The organism is Mycobacterium sp. (assembly GCF_044223235.1).
Classification (GTDB): domain Bacteria; phylum Actinomycetota; class Actinomycetes; order Mycobacteriales; family Mycobacteriaceae; genus Mycobacterium.
Window position 1 is genome coordinate 1 of record NZ_JBGAME010000018.1, and the last position, 18,242, is coordinate 18,242.

Annotated in this window: 13 protein-coding genes, 1 tRNA gene and 3 pseudogenes; 7 read left to right on the plus strand and 10 right to left on the minus strand. The window is 65.7% G+C overall.

The window, feature by feature from the left end; genetic code table 11:
* Positions 1–276: 276 nt before the first annotated feature.
* Positions 277–845 (minus strand): annotated as a pseudogene (locus ADBZ6K_RS18960) (IS607 family transposase); the annotation flags it as partial.
* 65 nt (positions 846–910) lie between these two features.
* Here ADBZ6K_RS18960 and ADBZ6K_RS18965 point away from each other — a divergent pair.
* Positions 911–1,219 (plus strand): annotated as a pseudogene (locus tag ADBZ6K_RS18965) (Zn-dependent protease); the annotation flags it as partial.
* 27 nt (positions 1,220–1,246) lie between these two features.
* Here the strand turns inward: ADBZ6K_RS18965 and ADBZ6K_RS18970 are convergent.
* A complete protein-coding gene (locus ADBZ6K_RS18970) occupies positions 1,247–2,845 on the minus strand; it encodes a TolB-like translocation protein (protein ID WP_526349502.1) in 1,599 nt (532 codons plus the stop codon).
* A 225-nt stretch (positions 2,846–3,070) separates the two neighbouring features.
* Here ADBZ6K_RS18970 and ADBZ6K_RS18975 point away from each other — a divergent pair, with 225 nt between their 5' ends.
* Positions 3,071–3,487 carry a CBS domain-containing protein gene (locus ADBZ6K_RS18975; RefSeq protein ID WP_526349504.1) on the plus strand — a complete coding sequence of 139 codons (417 nt, stop codon included), beginning with the start codon at positions 3,071–3,073 and terminating at the stop codon, positions 3,485–3,487.
* 30 nt (positions 3,488–3,517) lie between these two features.
* On the opposite strand, the gene ADBZ6K_RS18980 is transcribed toward ADBZ6K_RS18975, so the two are convergent.
* From ADBZ6K_RS18980 to ADBZ6K_RS18990, 3 genes and pseudogenes are all read right to left on the minus strand, one after another.
* Positions 3,518–4,498, minus strand: a complete 981-nt coding sequence (locus tag ADBZ6K_RS18980; protein WP_526349506.1) for a lytic transglycosylase domain-containing protein — start codon at positions 4,496–4,498, stop codon at positions 3,518–3,520.
* A gap of 9 nt (positions 4,499–4,507) precedes the next feature.
* Positions 4,508–5,347: an LLM class F420-dependent oxidoreductase gene (locus ADBZ6K_RS18985; RefSeq protein ID WP_526349508.1), complete on the minus strand. Its 840-nt coding sequence runs from the start codon at positions 5,345–5,347 to the stop codon at positions 4,508–4,510.
* A gap of 190 nt (positions 5,348–5,537) precedes the next feature.
* Positions 5,538–6,200 (minus strand): annotated as a pseudogene (locus ADBZ6K_RS18990) (dienelactone hydrolase family protein); the annotation flags it as partial.
* A gap of 189 nt (positions 6,201–6,389) precedes the next feature.
* Here ADBZ6K_RS18990 and ADBZ6K_RS18995 point away from each other — a divergent pair.
* Positions 6,390–7,760, plus strand: a complete 1,371-nt coding sequence (locus tag ADBZ6K_RS18995) for a WS/DGAT/MGAT family O-acyltransferase (RefSeq protein ID WP_526349510.1) — start codon at positions 6,390–6,392, stop codon at positions 7,758–7,760.
* 317 nt (positions 7,761–8,077) lie between these two features.
* On the opposite strand, the gene ADBZ6K_RS19000 is transcribed toward ADBZ6K_RS18995, so the two are convergent.
* Positions 8,078–8,863, minus strand: a complete 786-nt coding sequence (locus tag ADBZ6K_RS19000; RefSeq protein WP_526349512.1) for a universal stress protein — start codon at positions 8,861–8,863, stop codon at positions 8,078–8,080.
* 140 nt (positions 8,864–9,003) lie between these two features.
* Complete coding sequence (locus ADBZ6K_RS19005) at positions 9,004–9,180, minus strand: hypothetical protein (RefSeq protein ID WP_526349689.1); 177 nt, start codon at positions 9,178–9,180, stop codon at positions 9,004–9,006.
* Positions 9,181–9,358: 178 nt separating this feature from the next.
* On the opposite strand from ADBZ6K_RS19005, the gene ADBZ6K_RS19010 reads away from it, so the two are divergent.
* Positions 9,359–10,327, plus strand: a complete 969-nt coding sequence (locus tag ADBZ6K_RS19010) for a 1-phosphofructokinase family hexose kinase (RefSeq protein ID WP_526349514.1) — start codon at positions 9,359–9,361, stop codon at positions 10,325–10,327.
* 344 nt (positions 10,328–10,671) lie between these two features.
* Here the strand turns inward: ADBZ6K_RS19010 and ADBZ6K_RS19015 are convergent, their stop codons facing one another.
* The 3 genes from ADBZ6K_RS19015 to ADBZ6K_RS19025 form a co-directional block, all read right to left on the minus strand.
* Complete coding sequence (locus tag ADBZ6K_RS19015) at positions 10,672–11,553, minus strand: universal stress protein (protein ID WP_526349516.1); 882 nt, start codon at positions 11,551–11,553, stop codon at positions 10,672–10,674.
* A 190-nt stretch (positions 11,554–11,743) separates the two neighbouring features.
* On the minus strand, positions 11,744–12,211 hold the full coding sequence (locus ADBZ6K_RS19020; RefSeq protein ID WP_526349518.1) for a hypothetical protein: 468 nt from the start codon (positions 12,209–12,211) through the stop codon (positions 11,744–11,746).
* 334 nt (positions 12,212–12,545) lie between these two features.
* Positions 12,546–12,619 (minus strand) — tRNA-Arg (locus ADBZ6K_RS19025).
* Between the two features lie 121 nt (positions 12,620–12,740).
* Between ADBZ6K_RS19025 and ADBZ6K_RS19030 the strand changes: the two genes are divergently transcribed.
* Genes ADBZ6K_RS19030 through ADBZ6K_RS19040 form a run of 3 tightly spaced genes read left to right on the plus strand, consistent with a single transcriptional unit; the run spans position 12,741 to position 18,189 of the window.
* Positions 12,741–14,225: a wax ester/triacylglycerol synthase family O-acyltransferase gene (locus ADBZ6K_RS19030; RefSeq protein WP_526349520.1), complete on the plus strand. Its 1,485-nt coding sequence runs from the start codon at positions 12,741–12,743 to the stop codon at positions 14,223–14,225.
* The gene (locus tag ADBZ6K_RS19035) at positions 14,222–15,847 is read left to right on the plus strand and encodes an HAD-IB family hydrolase (RefSeq protein ID WP_526349522.1); all 1,626 of its coding nucleotides are present in this window, start codon (positions 14,222–14,224) and stop codon (positions 15,845–15,847) included. The genes ADBZ6K_RS19030 and ADBZ6K_RS19035 overlap by 4 nt, the downstream gene beginning before the upstream one ends.
* Positions 15,844–18,189, plus strand: coding sequence for a glycerol-3-phosphate 1-O-acyltransferase (locus ADBZ6K_RS19040; RefSeq protein WP_526349524.1), 2,346 nt, complete (start codon positions 15,844–15,846; stop codon positions 18,187–18,189). The genes ADBZ6K_RS19035 and ADBZ6K_RS19040 overlap by 4 nt, the downstream gene beginning before the upstream one ends.
* Positions 18,190–18,242: the final 53 nt, after the last annotated feature.

Below are 18,242 nucleotides of genomic sequence, written 5' to 3' on the forward strand. Positions count from 1 at the left end.
CTCCCGCCGGGCCTTGGTCTGGTCTGGCCACGCGCGCCAAGCTTCGCTCTGCTCGGTGCGCGCGACGCGGGGGAAGTCGTACAGGCGCATCCTCGGACCCCAGCGATAGTTCGGGTTTGGGCCCAGCGCGTCCGGCTCGCCCAAGAACCATTTGACCGCGCCGTCAGTCCATCCCCGCTCTTTCAGCCCGGCCAACGTGACACGCTGGATCTTCTCCGCGGTCTTACCATGCCGGTCATCCTTGCCCACACCACCGACAAACACGCTCGGTCCGACATCGCGCTGTGCGCACCCGACCGCCTTCAACGCCCTGTTGCGAGCACTTCTGCGCCCGTAGAGTCGCGCGCAGAACGAAGTCAGCACTTCGACCATGTCGCGCACCAGATCATCGGTGACCTCACCGGAATCCAACACCACCAATCGCCGGCCGTGCGCCGACAACGCGCCTCGACCAGTTCGGTGTTCATGCGCCCCAACCGATCCCGATGCTCGACCACCACCACGGTGACCCGCGGATCGGCCAACAGGCGCCGCACTTTCCGCCGCGCACCATTCATTCCCGACCCTACTTCGGTCTCCACCCGAACCACAGTCCCGCCCACTTCAGCGGCCCAGCCCGTCGGACGGGCGACCTGCCGATCCAGGTCCGACTTCTGATCATGCGAGGACACCCGCGCATACAGTCCGAACGCGGTCGGCGCCGGCCCGACGGTCATGTCCGGTGACACCAGCACAGTGCGCTCGTTCACCCGCACAGCCGGAACCGACAACGTTCCCTCACGAAACCAGCGATACGCCGTCTGCGGATGTACGCCCTGCGAGCGCGCCCACTCCGTCAGATTCACGCCACCAACATCTCACTCGAACGTACATACGCTCACTATCACTCTGTATCTATCCAATAGTTGGCAACCCCTTCTCGGTGCTGCGCGCCGCGGCGCTGACCAAAGGGGTCGACGCGGGCGGGTACGGCGCAATCATGGCCGGTGACTATCCGCGGCGGGCCGACGATGGTGCCGTCGGGTTCACCGCGGATATCGGCGAAGCCGCCCGTCATTACAAGGAAGGCTTCGATCACTCGGATGACCCGTTGATCCGGGGAATTCGCGACGGTCTCGGCGGGATCGTCGACGGCGTCGGCAGGGCCGCTGCCAGCGCGGCCGACTCGGTGGGCCACAAGTTCTCGGGCTGGCGCCGGAGTGCTTCCGACGACGACTGACGACGATCGACGGGCGGTCTCGGTCACTCAGAGAGTGCAGGAGCGGGTGTGCTTCATGTGCTCGAGACTGGTCGGGATGATGACGCAATCGTGGTGCCCGCCGTTGCTGGGCAGAATGCCGATGAAGGTGTCCGTCGACGCGTCGACAATCGCGATACCGCTTGACTGACGCTGGAATCCACTGAACGGCGTGATCAGGTACCGCCCGTCGTAGGTGATGGCGGGGGTTTGCAGATCCGGGCCGATGCCCTGGATCTCCTTGAGGATCGTCCACGTGGCGGTGTCCACCACCATGATGCCGCTGAAGCCGGGCGACGGGTGCAGGATGGACAGGTAGAGCTTGGAGCTGTCCAACGAGAAGACCATGTGGAATGGGTTGGGGTACTTGCCGCGCCACAGTGGGTCTTCGACATGGGCGACCTTGCGCCAGTTGCGGGGATCCGGGTCGGTGCAACTGAATACCGAGCAGTTGTTCTCGCGCAGGTTGTTCATCATCACGAGGAAGCGACCGTCGGGGGAGAAGCCGATCTCGTGACCCGGCGACGCGATCCTGTCGAAGGTGACCGTCCAGGTGTCGTCGTCAACACGCTCGACGGGGTACTGGTCCTGCGAATCCTTGTTGAACTGCAGGAAGGCCACAGGCGCGAAATCGTTCTGCGGGTCGAGGATCGCGGTGCCGCCGCACAGCCGCACCACCGTTGCCGCCCAACGTCCTTCGGGATGCCAGATCGTCCCGTCGGCGCCGGTCAGGGAGAGCGGGTCGGCGCCGGGCAGTGAGCCTTCCTCGACGAACAGCTCGCCCATCGGGACCATCTCCCAGTCGATCTTGTTGCCCTTTGTGCCGCGGTAGTCATAACGGCCAGTGACCGGATCGGGGTGGATCCTGCGGATCGTCAGCGTGCCGCCCTTGATCCAGGCCTCACGCAGCTGCGCGACATTCGGTGTCCAGTCGAATCGCAGGGCGGCTTTCACCTGTGAGGTGGTGCGGTCGAAGCAGGCCGCGATGTCCTTTTGTCCGTCGGTGACGAAGTAGGACTGCGCATCCTTCGGATCGACGGTCACATGCACGCCCAGACCCAGGCCCGTTGTCTCCGAGACATTTTCGATGAGCTGCATCTGTGTTCCGTCGTAGCGCACGCGATAGATGTTGGTGCCGGGGGCCGGGTCGGCGATGTCGGTCGGGATGCCGTAGATCAGTGCGTTCTTGCCGCCCTGGGTGGAATTGACGAACTCGAAGCCGTGCAGCGGATCGGCGCTGGGGAAGGCGCACAGGTGATGGCTGATTGGGCAGTAGTCGCCGTAGGTCCAGTACCAGATTGAGCCCAGGACGCGGTTGGAATTCAGATCGATGGCATACGTCCCGCCGCCCAGTTTGGTGGGCAGCAGGGCGACCCAGTTGCCGAGGTGGTGGCCGGCGATGTCGGCGTGGGCGTCGACGACCTCGCGCACAATCGGTTGGCACTGCGGCTCGTTCCGGGCGAGCCGTGAGCGTAGTTCGGCGTGGTCGGCTTCGGTGACTTCGGCGCGTCGCTTGACGAACTGGTCGACCGCTCGGGTATCGGCGGCGGGTCCGCGCTGGGGGTCGAGGGAGCCCGGGGTCGATGTGGTGTCCTCGTGCCTGCCCATAGGACCCCCTCGCTGGTGATGGCAGGGATACTAGCCGTGCGCCGGTCGACCGGTGGGGGACTTCCGTCGAGAGGGCCGACGCCTGCAACGTGCGGCGCCGGATGTGGTCGTGATCATCCCGCAGGTAATCCGGAGCGGGGCCTTTGGTCCCCGATGTGGGGGACCAAAGTATCGGCGTCGACCGGCGCGCCACCGGCGCGTGTGCGGCGGTGCCACCATGGGGTCATGAATCGCATTCCCTCTGGTGGGGCGACCCCAGTTTCCCTGGTCACCGGCGACCGCGTGGCGCGGGTCGCGTCCGACTCGACCGTCGCCGATGTCGCCACGACGATCGCCGACGAGGGGGTGGGCGCAGTCGTCATCGGCGAGCAGGCCTGGCCAACCGCGGTGGTGACCGAGCGTGACGTCGTCCGGGCGGTGGCGGCCGGGCACGACCCAGCGACCGTGCGCGCCCTCGACATCGCCAGCACCAAGCTGGTGTGGTGTGCCGCCGACGCGACCGTCGACGAGGTGGCGGCCCGGATGATGGACCACTACATCCGCCACATCTTCGTCGAGCAGGACGGGGAGTTGGTCGGCATCGTGTCGGCCCGGGACCTGCTGGGTGTCTATGGCGCGAACGCCGAGGTGACCCCGGCATAGCCGGTTGGCGATCGCCCGCGGCGTCCGGTGCTACTGCGGGTGGGACGCCAGATACTCGTCGATCGGTATCGGCGAGTCCGAGGCGTAGCCGACGGGCAGCAGCACGTCACCCGCGGTTGTCCGGAGGTAGACCTCCCACCGGTAATAGCCGGCGAACGCTGCGGGATCGGCGGCCAGCACGTTCGCGTAGTCGTTGACCGCCCGCACGTACCGAGCCGAGTTGTTGTAGCGGAAGAGGGCCCGGTCGCGGTCGGCCGCAAAGCCATTGGCGGCAAGGTAGCGGCCGGCCGCCATGATGCTGTCGCGGGGGGAGTAGATGTCCCCGCCCTGGCCGTAGGCGGCGAATGTGGACGGCAGGAACTGCATCGGGCCTTGCGCGCCAGCCGAACTCGGCCCGACGACGCTGCCCAGCCTACTCTCGATCAGGTTGATCGACGCCAGGTAGTTCCAGCCGACGCCCGACGCCGCCTCGGCTTCGCGGTAGTAACGCAGCAACTCCTCGGCGGGCGAAGGGGCGACGATGTGCCACGCGGGGACCGCATTCTTGACCTCGGCCAGTGCGGTGAGTTGCCGACGTGCGTCGACGTTGAGGTCGTAGACCTCTAGCAGGGACGGTGGGATTCGAGGCCGCGTGATCGCGTCCCACTCGCTGTGATAGCCGATGGTGCGGTAGGCCGCCTGCTGGCGCCGCGCCGCTTCCCGCAGGGCCGGTTCCGGCGTCGACGGGTCACGAAGCGCATGCTCGTCGGCGACGAGGTCGTCGGCCAGCTGCACCGGATCTGCGGCCAGTGCGGGCTGCAGACCCGCTGGCGCCACATCGGGCGGAGAAGGCTCATCGGGTTGCGCCACGATGGTCGGCCCCGGGGCAGGTGTGTCCGGGCCGGCCGGCGGACCCGGCGATGCGGTGGGGGCCGGCGGCGCCGGCGATGCCGTGGATGCGCACCCTCCGAGCGCGAAGGCGACCACGGTGAGCGCCAGCTGCACGCCGGTGACCACCCGCCTTCTGCTCACCGCGCCAGGTTAGCCGACCTGGCCCCGGTAACGTTCGACGTCGGCGGCGTATTCGTCGAGAAGCTTGAGTGATTCGTCTTTGGGCAACGTGGGCAGCAGTAGCGCGACCTGGCCGAAGCCGAGGTCCTCGACGGCCTTCCAGAAATCCGGTTTCGCGGGTGCTCCAAACATTGCGAGGGGAACGTCGCGGCCGGCGCCGTCGCGCATCTGATCAATACGTTTCCTGAGCGCCTCGATCTTGTTGGGATTGGAGATCCAGCCCGCGCCGTGCCGGATCACTCGTTTGACCGTGGCGTCGGAATCCCCACCGATGAAGATGGGCGGATGGGGCTTCTGCACCGGTTTGGGCCTGAGGTAGGACGCGTCGAAATCGACGTACTTGCCGTGGTATTCGGCGGGTTCCTCGGTCCAGAGCGCCTTGATGGCCTCGATGCGCTCGTCGAGCAGCGCACCGCGGGTTTTCGGGTCCGTACCGTGGTGGCGCATCTCCTCGATGTTCCAGCCGGCACCCACCCCGAACACGAATCGGCCACCGGAGATCAGATCAATGCTCGCCGCCTCCTTGGCGGTGATGATGGGGTCGCGCTGGATCAGCAGCGCGATTCCGGTGACCAACTCGATTCTCGACGTCACTGCCGCGGCTGCCGCGAGCGTGACGAACGGGTCGAGAGTCCGGTAGTACATCGACGGCAACTCGCCGCCGAGGGGATACGGGGTTTCGCGGCTCGCCGGAATGTGCGTGTGCTCCGCAATGGCCAGCGAGGCGAATCCCCTGTCCTCCACCGCGCGGGCCAACGACACCGTGTCGATGGTGTCGTCATTGACAAACGTCGAGATTCCGAACTTCATCGCTGCCTCCGAACCTTGTCCACGTCAACCATCCAACACCGGCGACCTGACGCGTGTTCCGCAAGCTCTGAGGTGCAGTTGGAGTACGGTCCGATTCGCCTGCGCGAATGCGGGTGCCCGTCACGATGCGACGACCAGATTCGGTGGCGATCGACGGCTGATGGTCACGGAGGCCCTGACGCGTCGTCTGTCAGGGCCGATGACCCCTCCGCCGGTCTGCTGAAACGTGGCCCAAGTGGTCGATGAACCAATCGCACGCTAGTTTCGCGACCTGGTCGAGCGTGCCCGGTTCTTCGAACAGGTGCGTAGCGCCGGGAACTAAGGTGAGTTGGCACACTCCGGGTATTGCTGCCTGGGCTCGTCGGTTCAGTTCGATGACCACCTCGTCACGTCCGCCCACGATCAGCAGGGTCGGCGCCTCGACGTTCGCCAGCGAGCGACCGGCTAGATCTGGCCGCCCGCCGCGGGAGACGACGGCGCCCACGTCCACGCGGGGATCGGCGGCCGCGACCAGCGCTGCGCCTGCCCCGGTGCTCGCGCCGAAATAGCCGACCGGAAGCGACGCGGTGTTGGGCTGGCCGGCCAGCCAACGGGTGACGTCGACCAGCCGTCCCGCCAGCAGCTCGACGTCGAAAACGTTGGCGCGGCTGCGTTCTTCGACCGGGGTGAGCAAGTCGAACAGCAATGTGGCAAGACCGACCCGGTTCAAGACTTCGGCGACGTACTGATTGCGCGGGCTGTGCCGGCTGCTCCCGCTGCCGTGCGCGAAGACGACGATTCCGGTTGGGTGTTCGGGCATTGTCAAGTGCCCGCTCACCGTCACCGGTCCGGTCGCCACTGCGACCTCTTCGTCTACGACGATGTCCCGGCCACGGAAAGGCTCGGGTACGAGGCCTGATGGGCGCTGGACATGGCCCGAATGATGGGTCGTCATTATGCAATCGTCCTCACAACCATGGCTGGCTGGCTAGGGGAACTCGTCTCCGCCAGCGGAGGACCTCGGCCTCTTTCGTCAATCGTGTCTGTAGCCCAAGGTCGTCGTATGGAGCATCTTTCGACGCTGGATGCGGGATTCCTCGAGGCTGAAGACTCAGATAGGCATGTCAGCCTCGCGATCGGCGGAATCTCGGTCATTGATGGACCGATGCCCGATTACGAATCGCTCAAGGAAGGAATCGGCGAGCGGATCCTCAAGGTTCCACGGTTCAGGCAGGTTCTCCGCACACACTTCCTCGACCTTGGGCCGCCGGAATGGGTGGAGCAGCCAAACCTGGACCTGTCCCGTCACATCCACCGGGCTGCGTTGCCGCATCCCGGTGACGACGAGGCGTTGTTCCGGTTTGCCGCCGACGTCATGGAGCGGCGTCTCGATCGTGAACGCCCCCTGTGGGAATGCTGGATCATCGAGGGACTGGCTGACGGCCGCTGGGCGATGCTGATGAAGATTCATCACTGCATCGCGGACGGGATCGCGACGATGCACATGATCTCTGGGCTAAGCGATGAGGGCGAGCGCGGCACCTTCGCCACTGGGATTCGCGCCGCGAAGGAAGCACCCGACAAACTGTTGAGTCTGCCCTCGGTCGGCCGGAACCCTTTGACATGGGCGAGGGGTATGTGGCAGCTCGCGACGAGCACGACAAGCGCGGCGACGCTGGCGGTTGCGGGTGCCCTCGAGATCGCTGGTGGCCTGTTGCGTCCAGCTGCGCCTTCCTCGCTCGCTGGTCCGATCACTTCCATGCGGCGCTATAGCGCGGCGCGCGTGTGCATGGCAGACGTGGCGCAGATATGTCGCGAATCAGGCGTCACAGTCAACGATGTTGCCCTGGCTGCGATCACCGCCAGTTTCCGGGCCGCGCTCATTCGCCGAGGTATGCAACCTCAGCGCAACTCTCTGCGGACGTTGGTACCCGTGTCGATTCGCGCCAACGACGCAGCGAATGCCGCTGATAACCGGGTTTCCCTGATGCTTCCGTTTCTTCCTGTAGACAAGGAAGATCCTGCAGATCAGTTGCGGGCGGTACATCGCCGGTTGACTAGGGCGAAGTCGAGCGGCCAGCGCCAAGCGGGAGGAATCCTCGTTGCTGGACTGAACGTCGTCCCGTTCCCGTTGACGGCGTGGGCCGTGCGCGCGTTGACCTCGCTCCCGCAGCGTGGAGTGGTAACTGTTGCGACGAACGTGCCTGGGCCGCGCAAGCGGCTTCGAGTTATGGGACGAGAGGTCGTGCGGATGTTCCCGATTCCACCGATTGCGCTGCAACTTCGGACAGGAATAGCGATTGTGAGCTACGCCGACGAACTCATATTCGGTATCACGGCCGACTACGACGCAACGCCCGACGTCGACGAGCTAGCTCGAGGAATCGAACTTGGAGTGGCCCGGCTGCTCGCGTTGAGTGCACCGTCTGCCTGAGGATTGATCACCGAGGTGCACTCGACGGACGTTCACCTCCCCAGCCTGGCCGCGTCGCAACGTCTCCCCGGCATTTTCCGGTCAGCATGAGTGAGCGGGCCTCCTTCGACTGGAGATGTTGGCGTCAGGCACCAGCCGCCGCGAAGGCGGCCCGCCCTCTTCGGCGGAGCCACGCGGGTAGGGAATTTCGATGAACGTCAGCAGGGCTTCTGAACAAGACAGCCGCCACCCCGGGCGTGCACTGACTGCGAACAGTGCGCCGGGTACTCGCAGTGGCTATCCATCCGGCGACCAGAGTGTGCCCGGACGGCCCGGGATCAGTGCCGCACGATCAGCGCTGAGGCTTGGGCGTGATGGCCGATCGGATGGGCGTAGGGTCCGATGATCTTTGCGAGCTCACCTGCCTCGCCGCCGCCGATCACGGCCAGCTGAACCAGCTCATCATGCTTCTTCACGAACCGAGCGATGTCTGCTCCATCGGACACGGGGTAGATATGTACGTCAGGATGGCGCTGCTTCCAATGTTCCACGGCACGGTCGAGGCCGGCGCGCCTGCCGATGATGAGTACTGGCGCGTGGCGCAGCTTGCCTTCGGCGAGCGCGGATTCGACCACGGCCCCATTGTCGTGTTTATCGTTGATCGCCACGACAATCCAGTTGATCGCATCCCGCGGTTCATCGTGCGGACGGATAACGGCAACGGGGCAGTGGGCGTTCTCGGCAAGCTCCGTTGCCGTCGAACCCAAAATGGATCGGGCGTACTGCCCGATCCCGACCGAACCGACGCAGATCATCTCTGCGTCACGGGATTCTGCTACGAGTGCCGCGCCAGGGGGCCCATTGAGCATCGTGGTTTGGACTGTGACGGGCTTGTCGGTGGCCTCAACCGCGGCCCGTGCCGCCCGAAGCGACTCCTCCGCGTGGTGGATGTCCTGGTAGTAGTCGTCTGCCGATGGATGCCGTGCCTTGGTCACGGACACCAGGCGCAAGGGAGCATTCCGGCTGATTGCTTCCTCGATCGCCCACTGCGCCGCAACCATCGCCGCGGCTGAACCGTCGATTCCAACGACCACTGGGGTCGTCGCCGCGCCGCTGTCACGCATCGTGCACTCCAATCCGCTGGTCTCCGTCGACACTATTGAGTGCCGGTCGCGGTCTGATGGGGCCCTAGGTCCCTGCGCTCGCGCTGATGGTCACCAGGTGGCATCGTGCACAGGCTGAGGGCCGTTTGGCCACCAATCGCTCACAACGCCGTTTCCGCCGCGCTCGCGGTTCGGCTGCGGCAACGGTCTGCGGTGCGGCGACAAACATGGAGGTGATTCCGACTTTCCGTGTGGTGCTTGGCGGCGACCATCTCATTCATGTTGGCGCCTTTGCCGCCGGCTTCTTCGGCATCGATGATCCGCAGGGTCGAGATCACGGACTTGGGTATCAAGTGGCACGAAGCCATCCCTTTTGCATGGCGTCGAGCCGACGTAGCGTCCGAGGATCACAGCCGAAGCGCTGAAGGTCGCGACTGGGTAGGGCCAAATTCCTTATTGCCGACTCGGGACTTCAGTCCCTACCGCGGAGCGGCGTCAAGTAGTCGTATCAACTTCATGAGTTCAGCGGCCGGCGCGACCATCGTCACGTTGACGATGAACCCCGCGCTCGACATCACCACGGACACGAGTGCGGTGCGTCCTACCGAGAAGGTCCGCTGTACCGGTGTCCGGTACGACCCGGGCGGCGGTGGCGTCAACGTTGCGCAGGTTGCCCACAACTTAGGTGAGTCGGTGTCGGCGGTCTTTCCAGCGGGCGGCGTGACTGGCGACGGTTACGCCGATCTGCTCACTGGACGGGGCGTTCCATTTCGACGCGTCAAGATCGCCGGCTCGACACGCGAAAGCTTCACTATCAACGAGATCAGCACCGGCCTGCAGTATCGGTTCGTGCTCCCTGGGCCGTGCCTCACCTCTGAAGAACAACAGCAATGCCTCGCCGAGCTCCGCGCCCTGGCGGCAGGGGCCATGTTCGTCGTGGCGAGTGGAAGTCTCCCGCCTGGTGCGCCCAACAATTTCTATCGGCGGGTGGCGCTGGTCTGCCAGGATCTCGGTACGCGCCTGATTCTGGACACGTCTGGCGGTGGCCTCAAACACATCACGTCCGGTGTCTTCCTGCTGAAGGCGAGCGTGCGAGAGCTACGGGAATGTGTGGGACGCGAACTCGTCACGGTGTCCGAGCAGTTGGCTGCTGCACACGAAATCATCGACTGTGGCCGCGCCCAAGTCGTCGTCGTCTCGTTGGGATCTGACGGCGCGCTGCTCGCTACTTCGTCTGAGAGCCAACGATTTTCGGCGGTCCCGGTGCGTGGTGTCAGCGGCGTCGGTGCGGGCGACGCGATGGTCGCGGGAATCACGGTGGGTCTGGCGCGTGAGTGGCCACTGAGCACCGCGCTACGACTCGGGATCGCCGCGGGCGCGGCCATGATGTTGACTCCCGGTACGGAGCCGTGCAGCCGGGCCGACACCGAACGACTCTTCGAGATTACTGAAGCGCCCGTGGATGTCGACGCTTTACGTGTGTAATCAGTTCCATGGATCCTCCGATTGGTTCGAGTTCGGGATGGGGGCCATAACCACCTCGGCAACCATGACCCGCGATTGCACGACGCGGTCATCTTCGATCTCGACGGTGTGGTGACCGACACGGCACGTGTTCATGCCACGGCGTGTATCGAAATGTTCGTTGACTCAAGGGGTGTTGGTCTCGGTGAACCCGTTGACCGTGCCGACGGTCAGCTCGCGCAGAGGCGCGGCGCGGGTCGACCGCGACCCGACGGCACCGTTGCCAGCCGTTGCCGTAACCGGGAGACTGCCGATCGGCCGCCCCCGGGCTCGCTGCTGGATCTGTCGATCCAGCCGTTTCAAGGTTAAGCCTGGCGCGCGACGATCACCGGCATCCGAGCTGACTGAACCACCGCGGCGCTCACCGAGCCCAGGAGCATCCCGGCAAAACCGCCGCGGCCGTGACTGCCGACGACGACAAGTTGCGCCGCCTCGGAGTGTTCGACGAGCTGCCGCGCCGGGCCGTCGCAGACAACCTGGCGGCGAACATTCACGTCGGGATAGCGTTCCTGCCAACCGGCCAGGCGTTCGGCCAGAACCACGTCCTCCGATGTCCGCAATGATGACCAATCCAAGTTGGGAAAGTCGAGCACTCGGGTGTCGCTCCATGCGTGCAAGGCGATCAACTCCACATGTCGTCGCGACGCCTCGTCGAATGCGATCTCAGTGGCCAACTCCGAGACCGGCGAGCCATCGATGCCGACAAGGACCGGCGCTTCCGCGGGGTGCTGCATCAAGGGGTCTTCATCGTGGATGACCGCGACAGGGCAATGTGCGTGCTGCACAAGCCCGGCGCTCACTGAGCCGAGCAGAAAGCCGAACGCCCCTTGGCCGCGGCTACCCACCACCACCATGTCAACGTCTTTGGATATGTCGACGAGTGTGGGAACGACAGCCGAGAAGTACATCTCTGTTCTCACCAGTACCTGGCGGGTTCGTGGCATGGCCTCGTCGGCGACCCTGACCGCATCGTCGATGAACTTCCGTCCCCGCTCCTGCTGCCATTGTCCAAACCCTGGCACAGACACCCGCGACCAGGGGTCGACAACGCCGCTGGCGACATGAACAAGGGTGAGCGATACATTGCGCAACGCGGCATCTCGAGCGGCCCACTGGACGGCGACCCTCGAAGCGGCAGATCCGTCGACTCCGACTGCGATCCCAGGACGATCGATCAAAACGGACATACCCGAAAGTAGGGCTGGCCTGGTTGGCGGGTCATGAGTCGATGGTCCCCGACCAGCAGGTCATTTGGCCCATCCTCGAGGGACGGCGGGGCCCTTGGGAGCTTGACAAGAGCGGGACCAAAGCACCCACGGGATCGTGCTCTACTGCTCCTGTGCCGATCTTGCCGACTGCGGTGTCGGGGCGGAACGATCAGGCAGTGCGGTGCAAGTCGGGAATCGAGCGGGGAGCGTGTTCGGCCGAGTCCTTCTTACGGGCGATCCAGCCCACGTATGTCAGGTACAGCCCGACCAGTGCGACGCCACCGAAGATGATGCGCCATAAGGTTTCCGCACCGATGGTGTGGTTGGCGATGGACATGAAGGTGTCGGGGAAAGCCAACAGCAGAATGCCGCGTAACACCATGATCCATCCCAGTAGGGAAACCATCACAGCCGCAACGCCGCGCCAGTACGGATGAAGGGCGACGACGACGATTCCTCCCATCAGTACAAAAGCGCCAGTCACCCACGGCCAAATCGCAGAGGCCCCGAACTCCGCGAGGAGCTCTCGCATGTCTGGCGCGCGTACCACCACCGTGGCGGAGATGATGGTGAAGAAAGGGCCGAGTACGCGGGCGAAGTTGCGTGTCCTGTCGGTTGATCTCGTTGGCGAGCTCACGTCGCTCCCTCCGCAATGTGCCGTCGCAGTCGTTGGGGCAGCCGTGGATGGCGTCGAAAATAGGATCATCGGACGCACGGCGAGTGGACAGAGACCGAAGCCCATTTCTGGTGGGCCTTTGGTCATCGAGAGTCTTCATTTTCGATCTGGGGTGGAACGCCGCCTGCGGATTGCCGCTCACCGCCGGGTCAAGTCCAGCGACGATCGCGTCGACGTCGTCGTTCCTCAACCCCGACTGGCGCAGGGACTCGTCGACGGCCCGGACCGCCGCTGCAGCGAACTGTTCCACGGTTGATTCCGAAGCCATAGCGAGCCTCATACCATCGCTGACCAGCGCCCCCGGCAGGAATCGAACCTGCGACCTAGGGATTAGAAGGCCCTTGCTCTATCCAACTGAGCTACGGAGGCAGCGCACCGCAGTGTATCGCGCAGCTTGGACCGCGATCAGGGACCAAACAACAACCCCCCACAGGGCGGCCGACTAGCGTGGTGGCAGGAACGTCGGGCGATAGGAGGGGACGGGCCAGCGATGAGTGACGAGCCGGAACTGGAAGCTACCGGACTGCCGGATGAGCTCAGCGCATTCGACCAGATTCTGCACCGCGGCGAGGCGAATCCGCGTACTCGCTCGGGCATCATGACGCTTGAGATCCTCGATACCACGCCCGACTGGGAGCGTTTCAGGACGCGCTTCGAGATGGCCTCGCGCAAGGTGCTGCGACTGCGTCAGAAGGTGGTCATGCCCACACTGCCGACTGCGGCGCCGCGGTGGGTGGTCGACCCGGATTTCAACCTGGATTACCACGTGCGGCGGGTGCGCGTCCCCGAGCCGGGGACGTTGCGCGAGGTCCTCGACCTCGCCGAGGTCGGCCTGCAGTCGCCGCTGGACATCTCCCGGCCGCTGTGGACGGCGACCCTCGTCGAGGGCCTCACCGGCGGCAAGGCCGCGACCATGGTGCATCTCAGCCACGCGGTCACCGACGGCGTCGGCGGCGTGGAGATGTTCGCCAACCTCTACGACCTGGAGCGCGACCCGCCGCCGCAGCCGCCACCGCCGCTACCGATCCCGGAGGACCTCTCACCCAACGAGCTGATGCGCCACGGCATCAACCGGCTCCCCTTGACGCTCCTCGGCGGCGTCGTCGACGTCGTCGGCGGCACCGCGCAGGCGTACTGGCGGCTGCTTCGGGATCCGATCCGTGCCGTCGGTGGGGTGGTGGACTATGCGCTCTCGGGCGCCCGCGTCATCGCGCCCGTCTCCGAGCCGTCCCCGCTGCTGCGCCGGCGCAGCCTGTCATCTCGCACCGAGGCGATCTACGTCCCGCTCAGCGATCTGCACCGGGCGGCCAAGGCCGCAGGCGGGTCGATCAACGACGCCTATCTCGCCGGGCTGTGTGGCGCGTTGCGGCTCTACCACGAGGCACTGGGCGTGCCGATCCGGACTCTGCCGATGGCGGTGCCGGTCAACCTGCGCTCCGAGGCCGACCCCGCGGGCGGTAACCGCTTCGCCGGAATCAACCTGGCCGCCCCGGTGGGCATCGTCAACCCGGGCGCCCGCATCCGCAAGGTGCGTTCGCAGATGACTCGCAAGCGGGAGGAACGTGCCCTGGACATCACCGGGGCCATCGCGCCGGTGTTGAGCCTGATGCCCGACACCGTGCTGGAGGCGATGGCCGGTTCCATCGTCAGCTCCGACGTGCAGGCCAGCAACGTACCCGTCTATGCCGGCGACACCTATATCGCCGGCGCAAAAGTGCTGCGCCAGTATGGGATCGGTCCACTGCCCGGGGTTGCGATGATGGCCGTGCTGATGTCGAGATCCGGCTTCTGCACCATCACCGCCCGCTACGATCGCGCGTCGATCACCAACCCCGCGCTCTTCGCGCGCTGCCTGCTGGCCGGATTCGACGAGGTGCTCGCCCTCGGCGGCGACGGACGCGCCGTCCCGGCGTCGTTCGCGGCGGATACCGTAGATGCCCAGCCCGCCTCATCCAACGGGAGTGCGCCACAATGAGTTCGCCAGACGGCCAGCCCGACATCGCCCCCAATCCGCGCACCCTTCGGCTGCCGGGGTCCGTCGCCGAGATCGAGGCGAGCCCGCCCGGCCCGCACGTCGGTGCGTTCTTCGACCTCGACGGCACCCTGGTCGCCGGGTTCACCGGGGTGGTCATGACGCGAGACCGGTTGCGACGCGGCCAGATGGGCGTCGGTGAGTTCATCGGCATGGTGCAAGCCGGGCTGAATCATCAGCTCGGCCGGTCGGAGTTCGAGGACCTGATCGGAAAGGGCGCACGGATGTTGCGCGGCAGCTCGTTGACCGATATCGACGAGCTGGCCGAGCGGCTGTTCGTGCAGAAGATCCAGAACCGCATCTATCCGGAGATGCGCGAGCTGGTGCGCGCCCACATGGCCAGGGGTCACACCGTCGTGCTGAGCTCCTCGGCGCTGACCGTTCAGGTCGAGCCGGTGGCGCGCTTCCTCGGCATCGAGAATGTGCTGAGCAACAAGTTCGAGACCGACGACGACGGGCTCATCACCGGCGAGGTGCTCAGGCCCATCATCTGGGGCCCGGGAAAGGCGAACGCGGCCCAGGCATTTTCCGCGGAACACGGTATCGACCTGACCAAGAGCTACTTCTACGCCGACGGCGACGAGGACGTCGCCCTCATGTATCTGGTCGGCAATCCCCGGCCCACCAACCCCGCAGGCAAGCTCGCCTCGGTGGCGGCCAAACGCGGCTGGCCCGTGCTGCGGTTCTCCAGCCGCAGTGGGAGCAGCCCGATTTCGTTGCTGCGCACCGTTGCCGGGGTGGCATCCATGGTGCCCATCGGGGCGAGCGCCATCGGCGTTGGACTGCTCGCCCGCGACCGGCGCACCGGCGTCAACTTCTTCACGTCCAACTGGGCCAGGACGCTGTTGCTGGCCACCGGCGTCAGCACAAATGTCATCGGCGCCGAGAACCTGGACGCTCAGCGCCCCGCGGTCTTCATCTTCAACCACCGCAACCAGGTCGATCCGGTCATCGCCGCCAGCCTGATCCGCGACAACTTCACCAGTGTCGGCAAGAAGGAATTGGAGAAGGACCCGATCGTCGGCACGCTCGGCAAGGTGATGGACGCGGCGTTCATCGATCGCGACAACCCCAAGGCAGCCCTGGAGGGCCTGCAGAAGGTGGAAGAGTTGGCGCGCAAAGGGATTTCGATCCTCATCGCGCCGGAGGGCACGCGCATCGATACCACCGAGGTCGGCCCGTTCAAGAAGGGCGCGTTCCGGATCGCGATGTCGGCAGGCATTCCGATCGTGCCGATCGTGATCCGCAACGCGGAGGTCGTCGCCGCGCGGAATTCGGGCACGTTCAACCCTGGTACGGTCGATGTGGCGGTGTTCCCCCCGATCTCGGTCGCCGACTGGACGCTGGACAACCTTGCAGAGCGCATCGAAGGGGTGCGGCAGGTCTACCTCGACGCACTCAAGGATTGGCCGTACCGGACCCTGCCGGTGCCCGCCATCTACGAGCGCGCCAAGACCGCCCCCAAGAAACCGCCCGCCAGGAAGGCCGCGGCCAAAAAGGCTGCAGGAACCTCGGATTCGGCCGCCGATAGCGGTCAGGAGTTCAACGCGAAGGGCCGGCCGTGAAGGCGCCCGTCGACAGTGTGGACAGCTTCACCACCTCCGACGATGCGCTGGTCCTCGCCGCGGTCTCCTCCGAGGCCGAATGCGAACTGCTCGACGACTGGCTGGCGGACCAGCGCCGCACGCATCCCGACTCGAAGGTCGAGGTTCTGCATCTGGACGAGCACGATGACCCCTCGCCGGACGTGCTGGCGCGGCTGTCCGCCGAGCTGGAGTCCGACGTGGACCGGTCGGTGGTGCCCGTGCGGGTGTTCTGGGTGCCCGGTGGCCTTCCCACCCGGTCCAAAGTGGTGGCCTTCCTGTCTGGCCGGGACACCTACCGTCCGCCGGTGGTGTTGCAGCGTCGAATTCTCAAGAAGGATCCGTCACGGGCCCGCGTGGTCGCGGGTGAACCGGCCAAGGTCTCCGAACTTCGCCAGCAATGGAGCGAAACGACCGTCGCCGAGGATCCCGGCGACTTCGCGCGATTCGTCATCCGGCGGGCGATCCTCGCGATCGAGCGGGTCGAGTACCGGCTGCTCGGGCCGGAGTACAAGTCTCCGCGGCTGGTAAAGCCGGAGATCCTGGCATCTGCGCGATTTCGCGCGGGGCTGGAGACGATACCCGGCGCCACAGTCGAACGGGCCGGGGCGATGCTCGACGAGCTTGCCACCGGATGGAGCCGGGTGTCGGTCGACCTCATCCCCAACCTCAGCAGGCTGATCTTCAAACGCGGCTTCGATCCCGAGATCGATTACGACGGAAGTGAAATCGACGCGCTGCGGAGCGCGCTGGCGGCGCATCCCGCCGTCCTGCTGTTCTCGCACCGGTCCTACCTGGACGGTGCGGTGGTGCCCGCGGCGATGCAGGAGAACCGGCTGCCCCCGGTGCACATGTTCGCCGGGATCAACCTCGCGTTCGGGTTCATGGGTCCGTTGATGCGCCGGTCCGGTGTCATCTTCATCCGGCGCAACATCACCGAGGATCCCCTGTACAAGTACGTGCTCAAGGAATTCGTCGGCTACGTCGTCGAGAAGCGGTTCAACATGAGCTGGTCGATCGAGGGCACCAGGTCGCGCACCGGCAAGATGCTTCCGCCCAAGTTGGGCCTGCTGGCCTACGTCGCCGACGCCTACCTCGCCGGGCGCAGCGATGACATTCTGCTGCAACCGGTCTCGATCAGCTTCGACCAGTTGCACGAGACCGCCGAGTATGCGGACTATGCCAGGGGCGGTGAGAAGCGGCCCGAGGGTCTGAGCTGGCTGTACAACTACATCAAGGCGCAGGGCGAGCGCAGCTACGGCAAGATCTACGTGCGCTTCCCCGAAGCGGTGTCGATGCGGCAGTACCTGGGCGAGCCCGGCGGACCGGTCGCCGAGGACGAGGCGGCCAAACGGCTGGCCATGCAGAAGATGGCCATCGAGGTGGCGTGGCGGATACTGCGCGCCACCCCGGTCAACGCGACAGGGCTGGTGTCGGCGCTGCTGCTGAGTACCCGCGGTACGGCCCTGACCGCCGAGCAGCTGCACCACGCGCTGCAGGATGCGCTGGACTACCTGGAACGCAAGCAGACCCCGATGACCAACAGCGCGTTGCGGCTGCGGACGCTTGACGGCATCCGGTCGGCGGTCGACGCGCTGTCCAACGGTCACCCCGTCACCCGGGTCGACGGGGGCCGCGAACCGGTCTGGTACATCGCCCGCGAGCACGAGCATCAGGCCGCGTTCTACCGCAACACCCTCATCGACGCGTTCCTGGAGACCTCGATCGTCGAGCTGGCACTCGCCTATGCCGCCCGGGTCGATACCGACCGTCTCGAGGCGTTCTGGTCGCACGCGATGCGGCTGCGCGATCTGCTCAAGTTCGACTTCTACTTCGCCGACTCCGCCGCGTTCCGCGGGCACCTCGCCGAGGAGATGTCCTGGATCGACGACTGGGAGGCGCACGTCCAGGCCGGTGGTGAGGAGATCACCGCCATGCTGCAGGCCAAACGGCCGCTGGTCGCGTCGGCCATGCTGCGGCCGTTCTTCGAGGCCTACGAGATCGTCGCCGACGTGCTGCGCGACGCTCCGGCGACCATCGCCGAGAAGGATCTGACCCAGTTGGCTCTCGGGGTCGGTCGCCAGTACGCCGCTCAGCACCGGGTCCACAGCAACGAGTCGGTATCGGCGCTGCTGTTCAGCACTGCCCGGCAGGTCGCGGTGGACCAGGGACTGTTGCAGGCGCGTCCCGACCTCGCCGAGCGTCGGTCGGCTTTCCTCGCCGAACTGCGGGGCATCCTCGGCGATCTGGACATCGTCGAGCAGTTGTCGGCGCAGCACTTCATCGACCGCGAGATCGAGCTGCGCGGACTGCGGACACGCTGACCGAACCGCGGTCCCGATCGGGCCGGATGCGGGTGCTCGGGCGGGGGGACCGC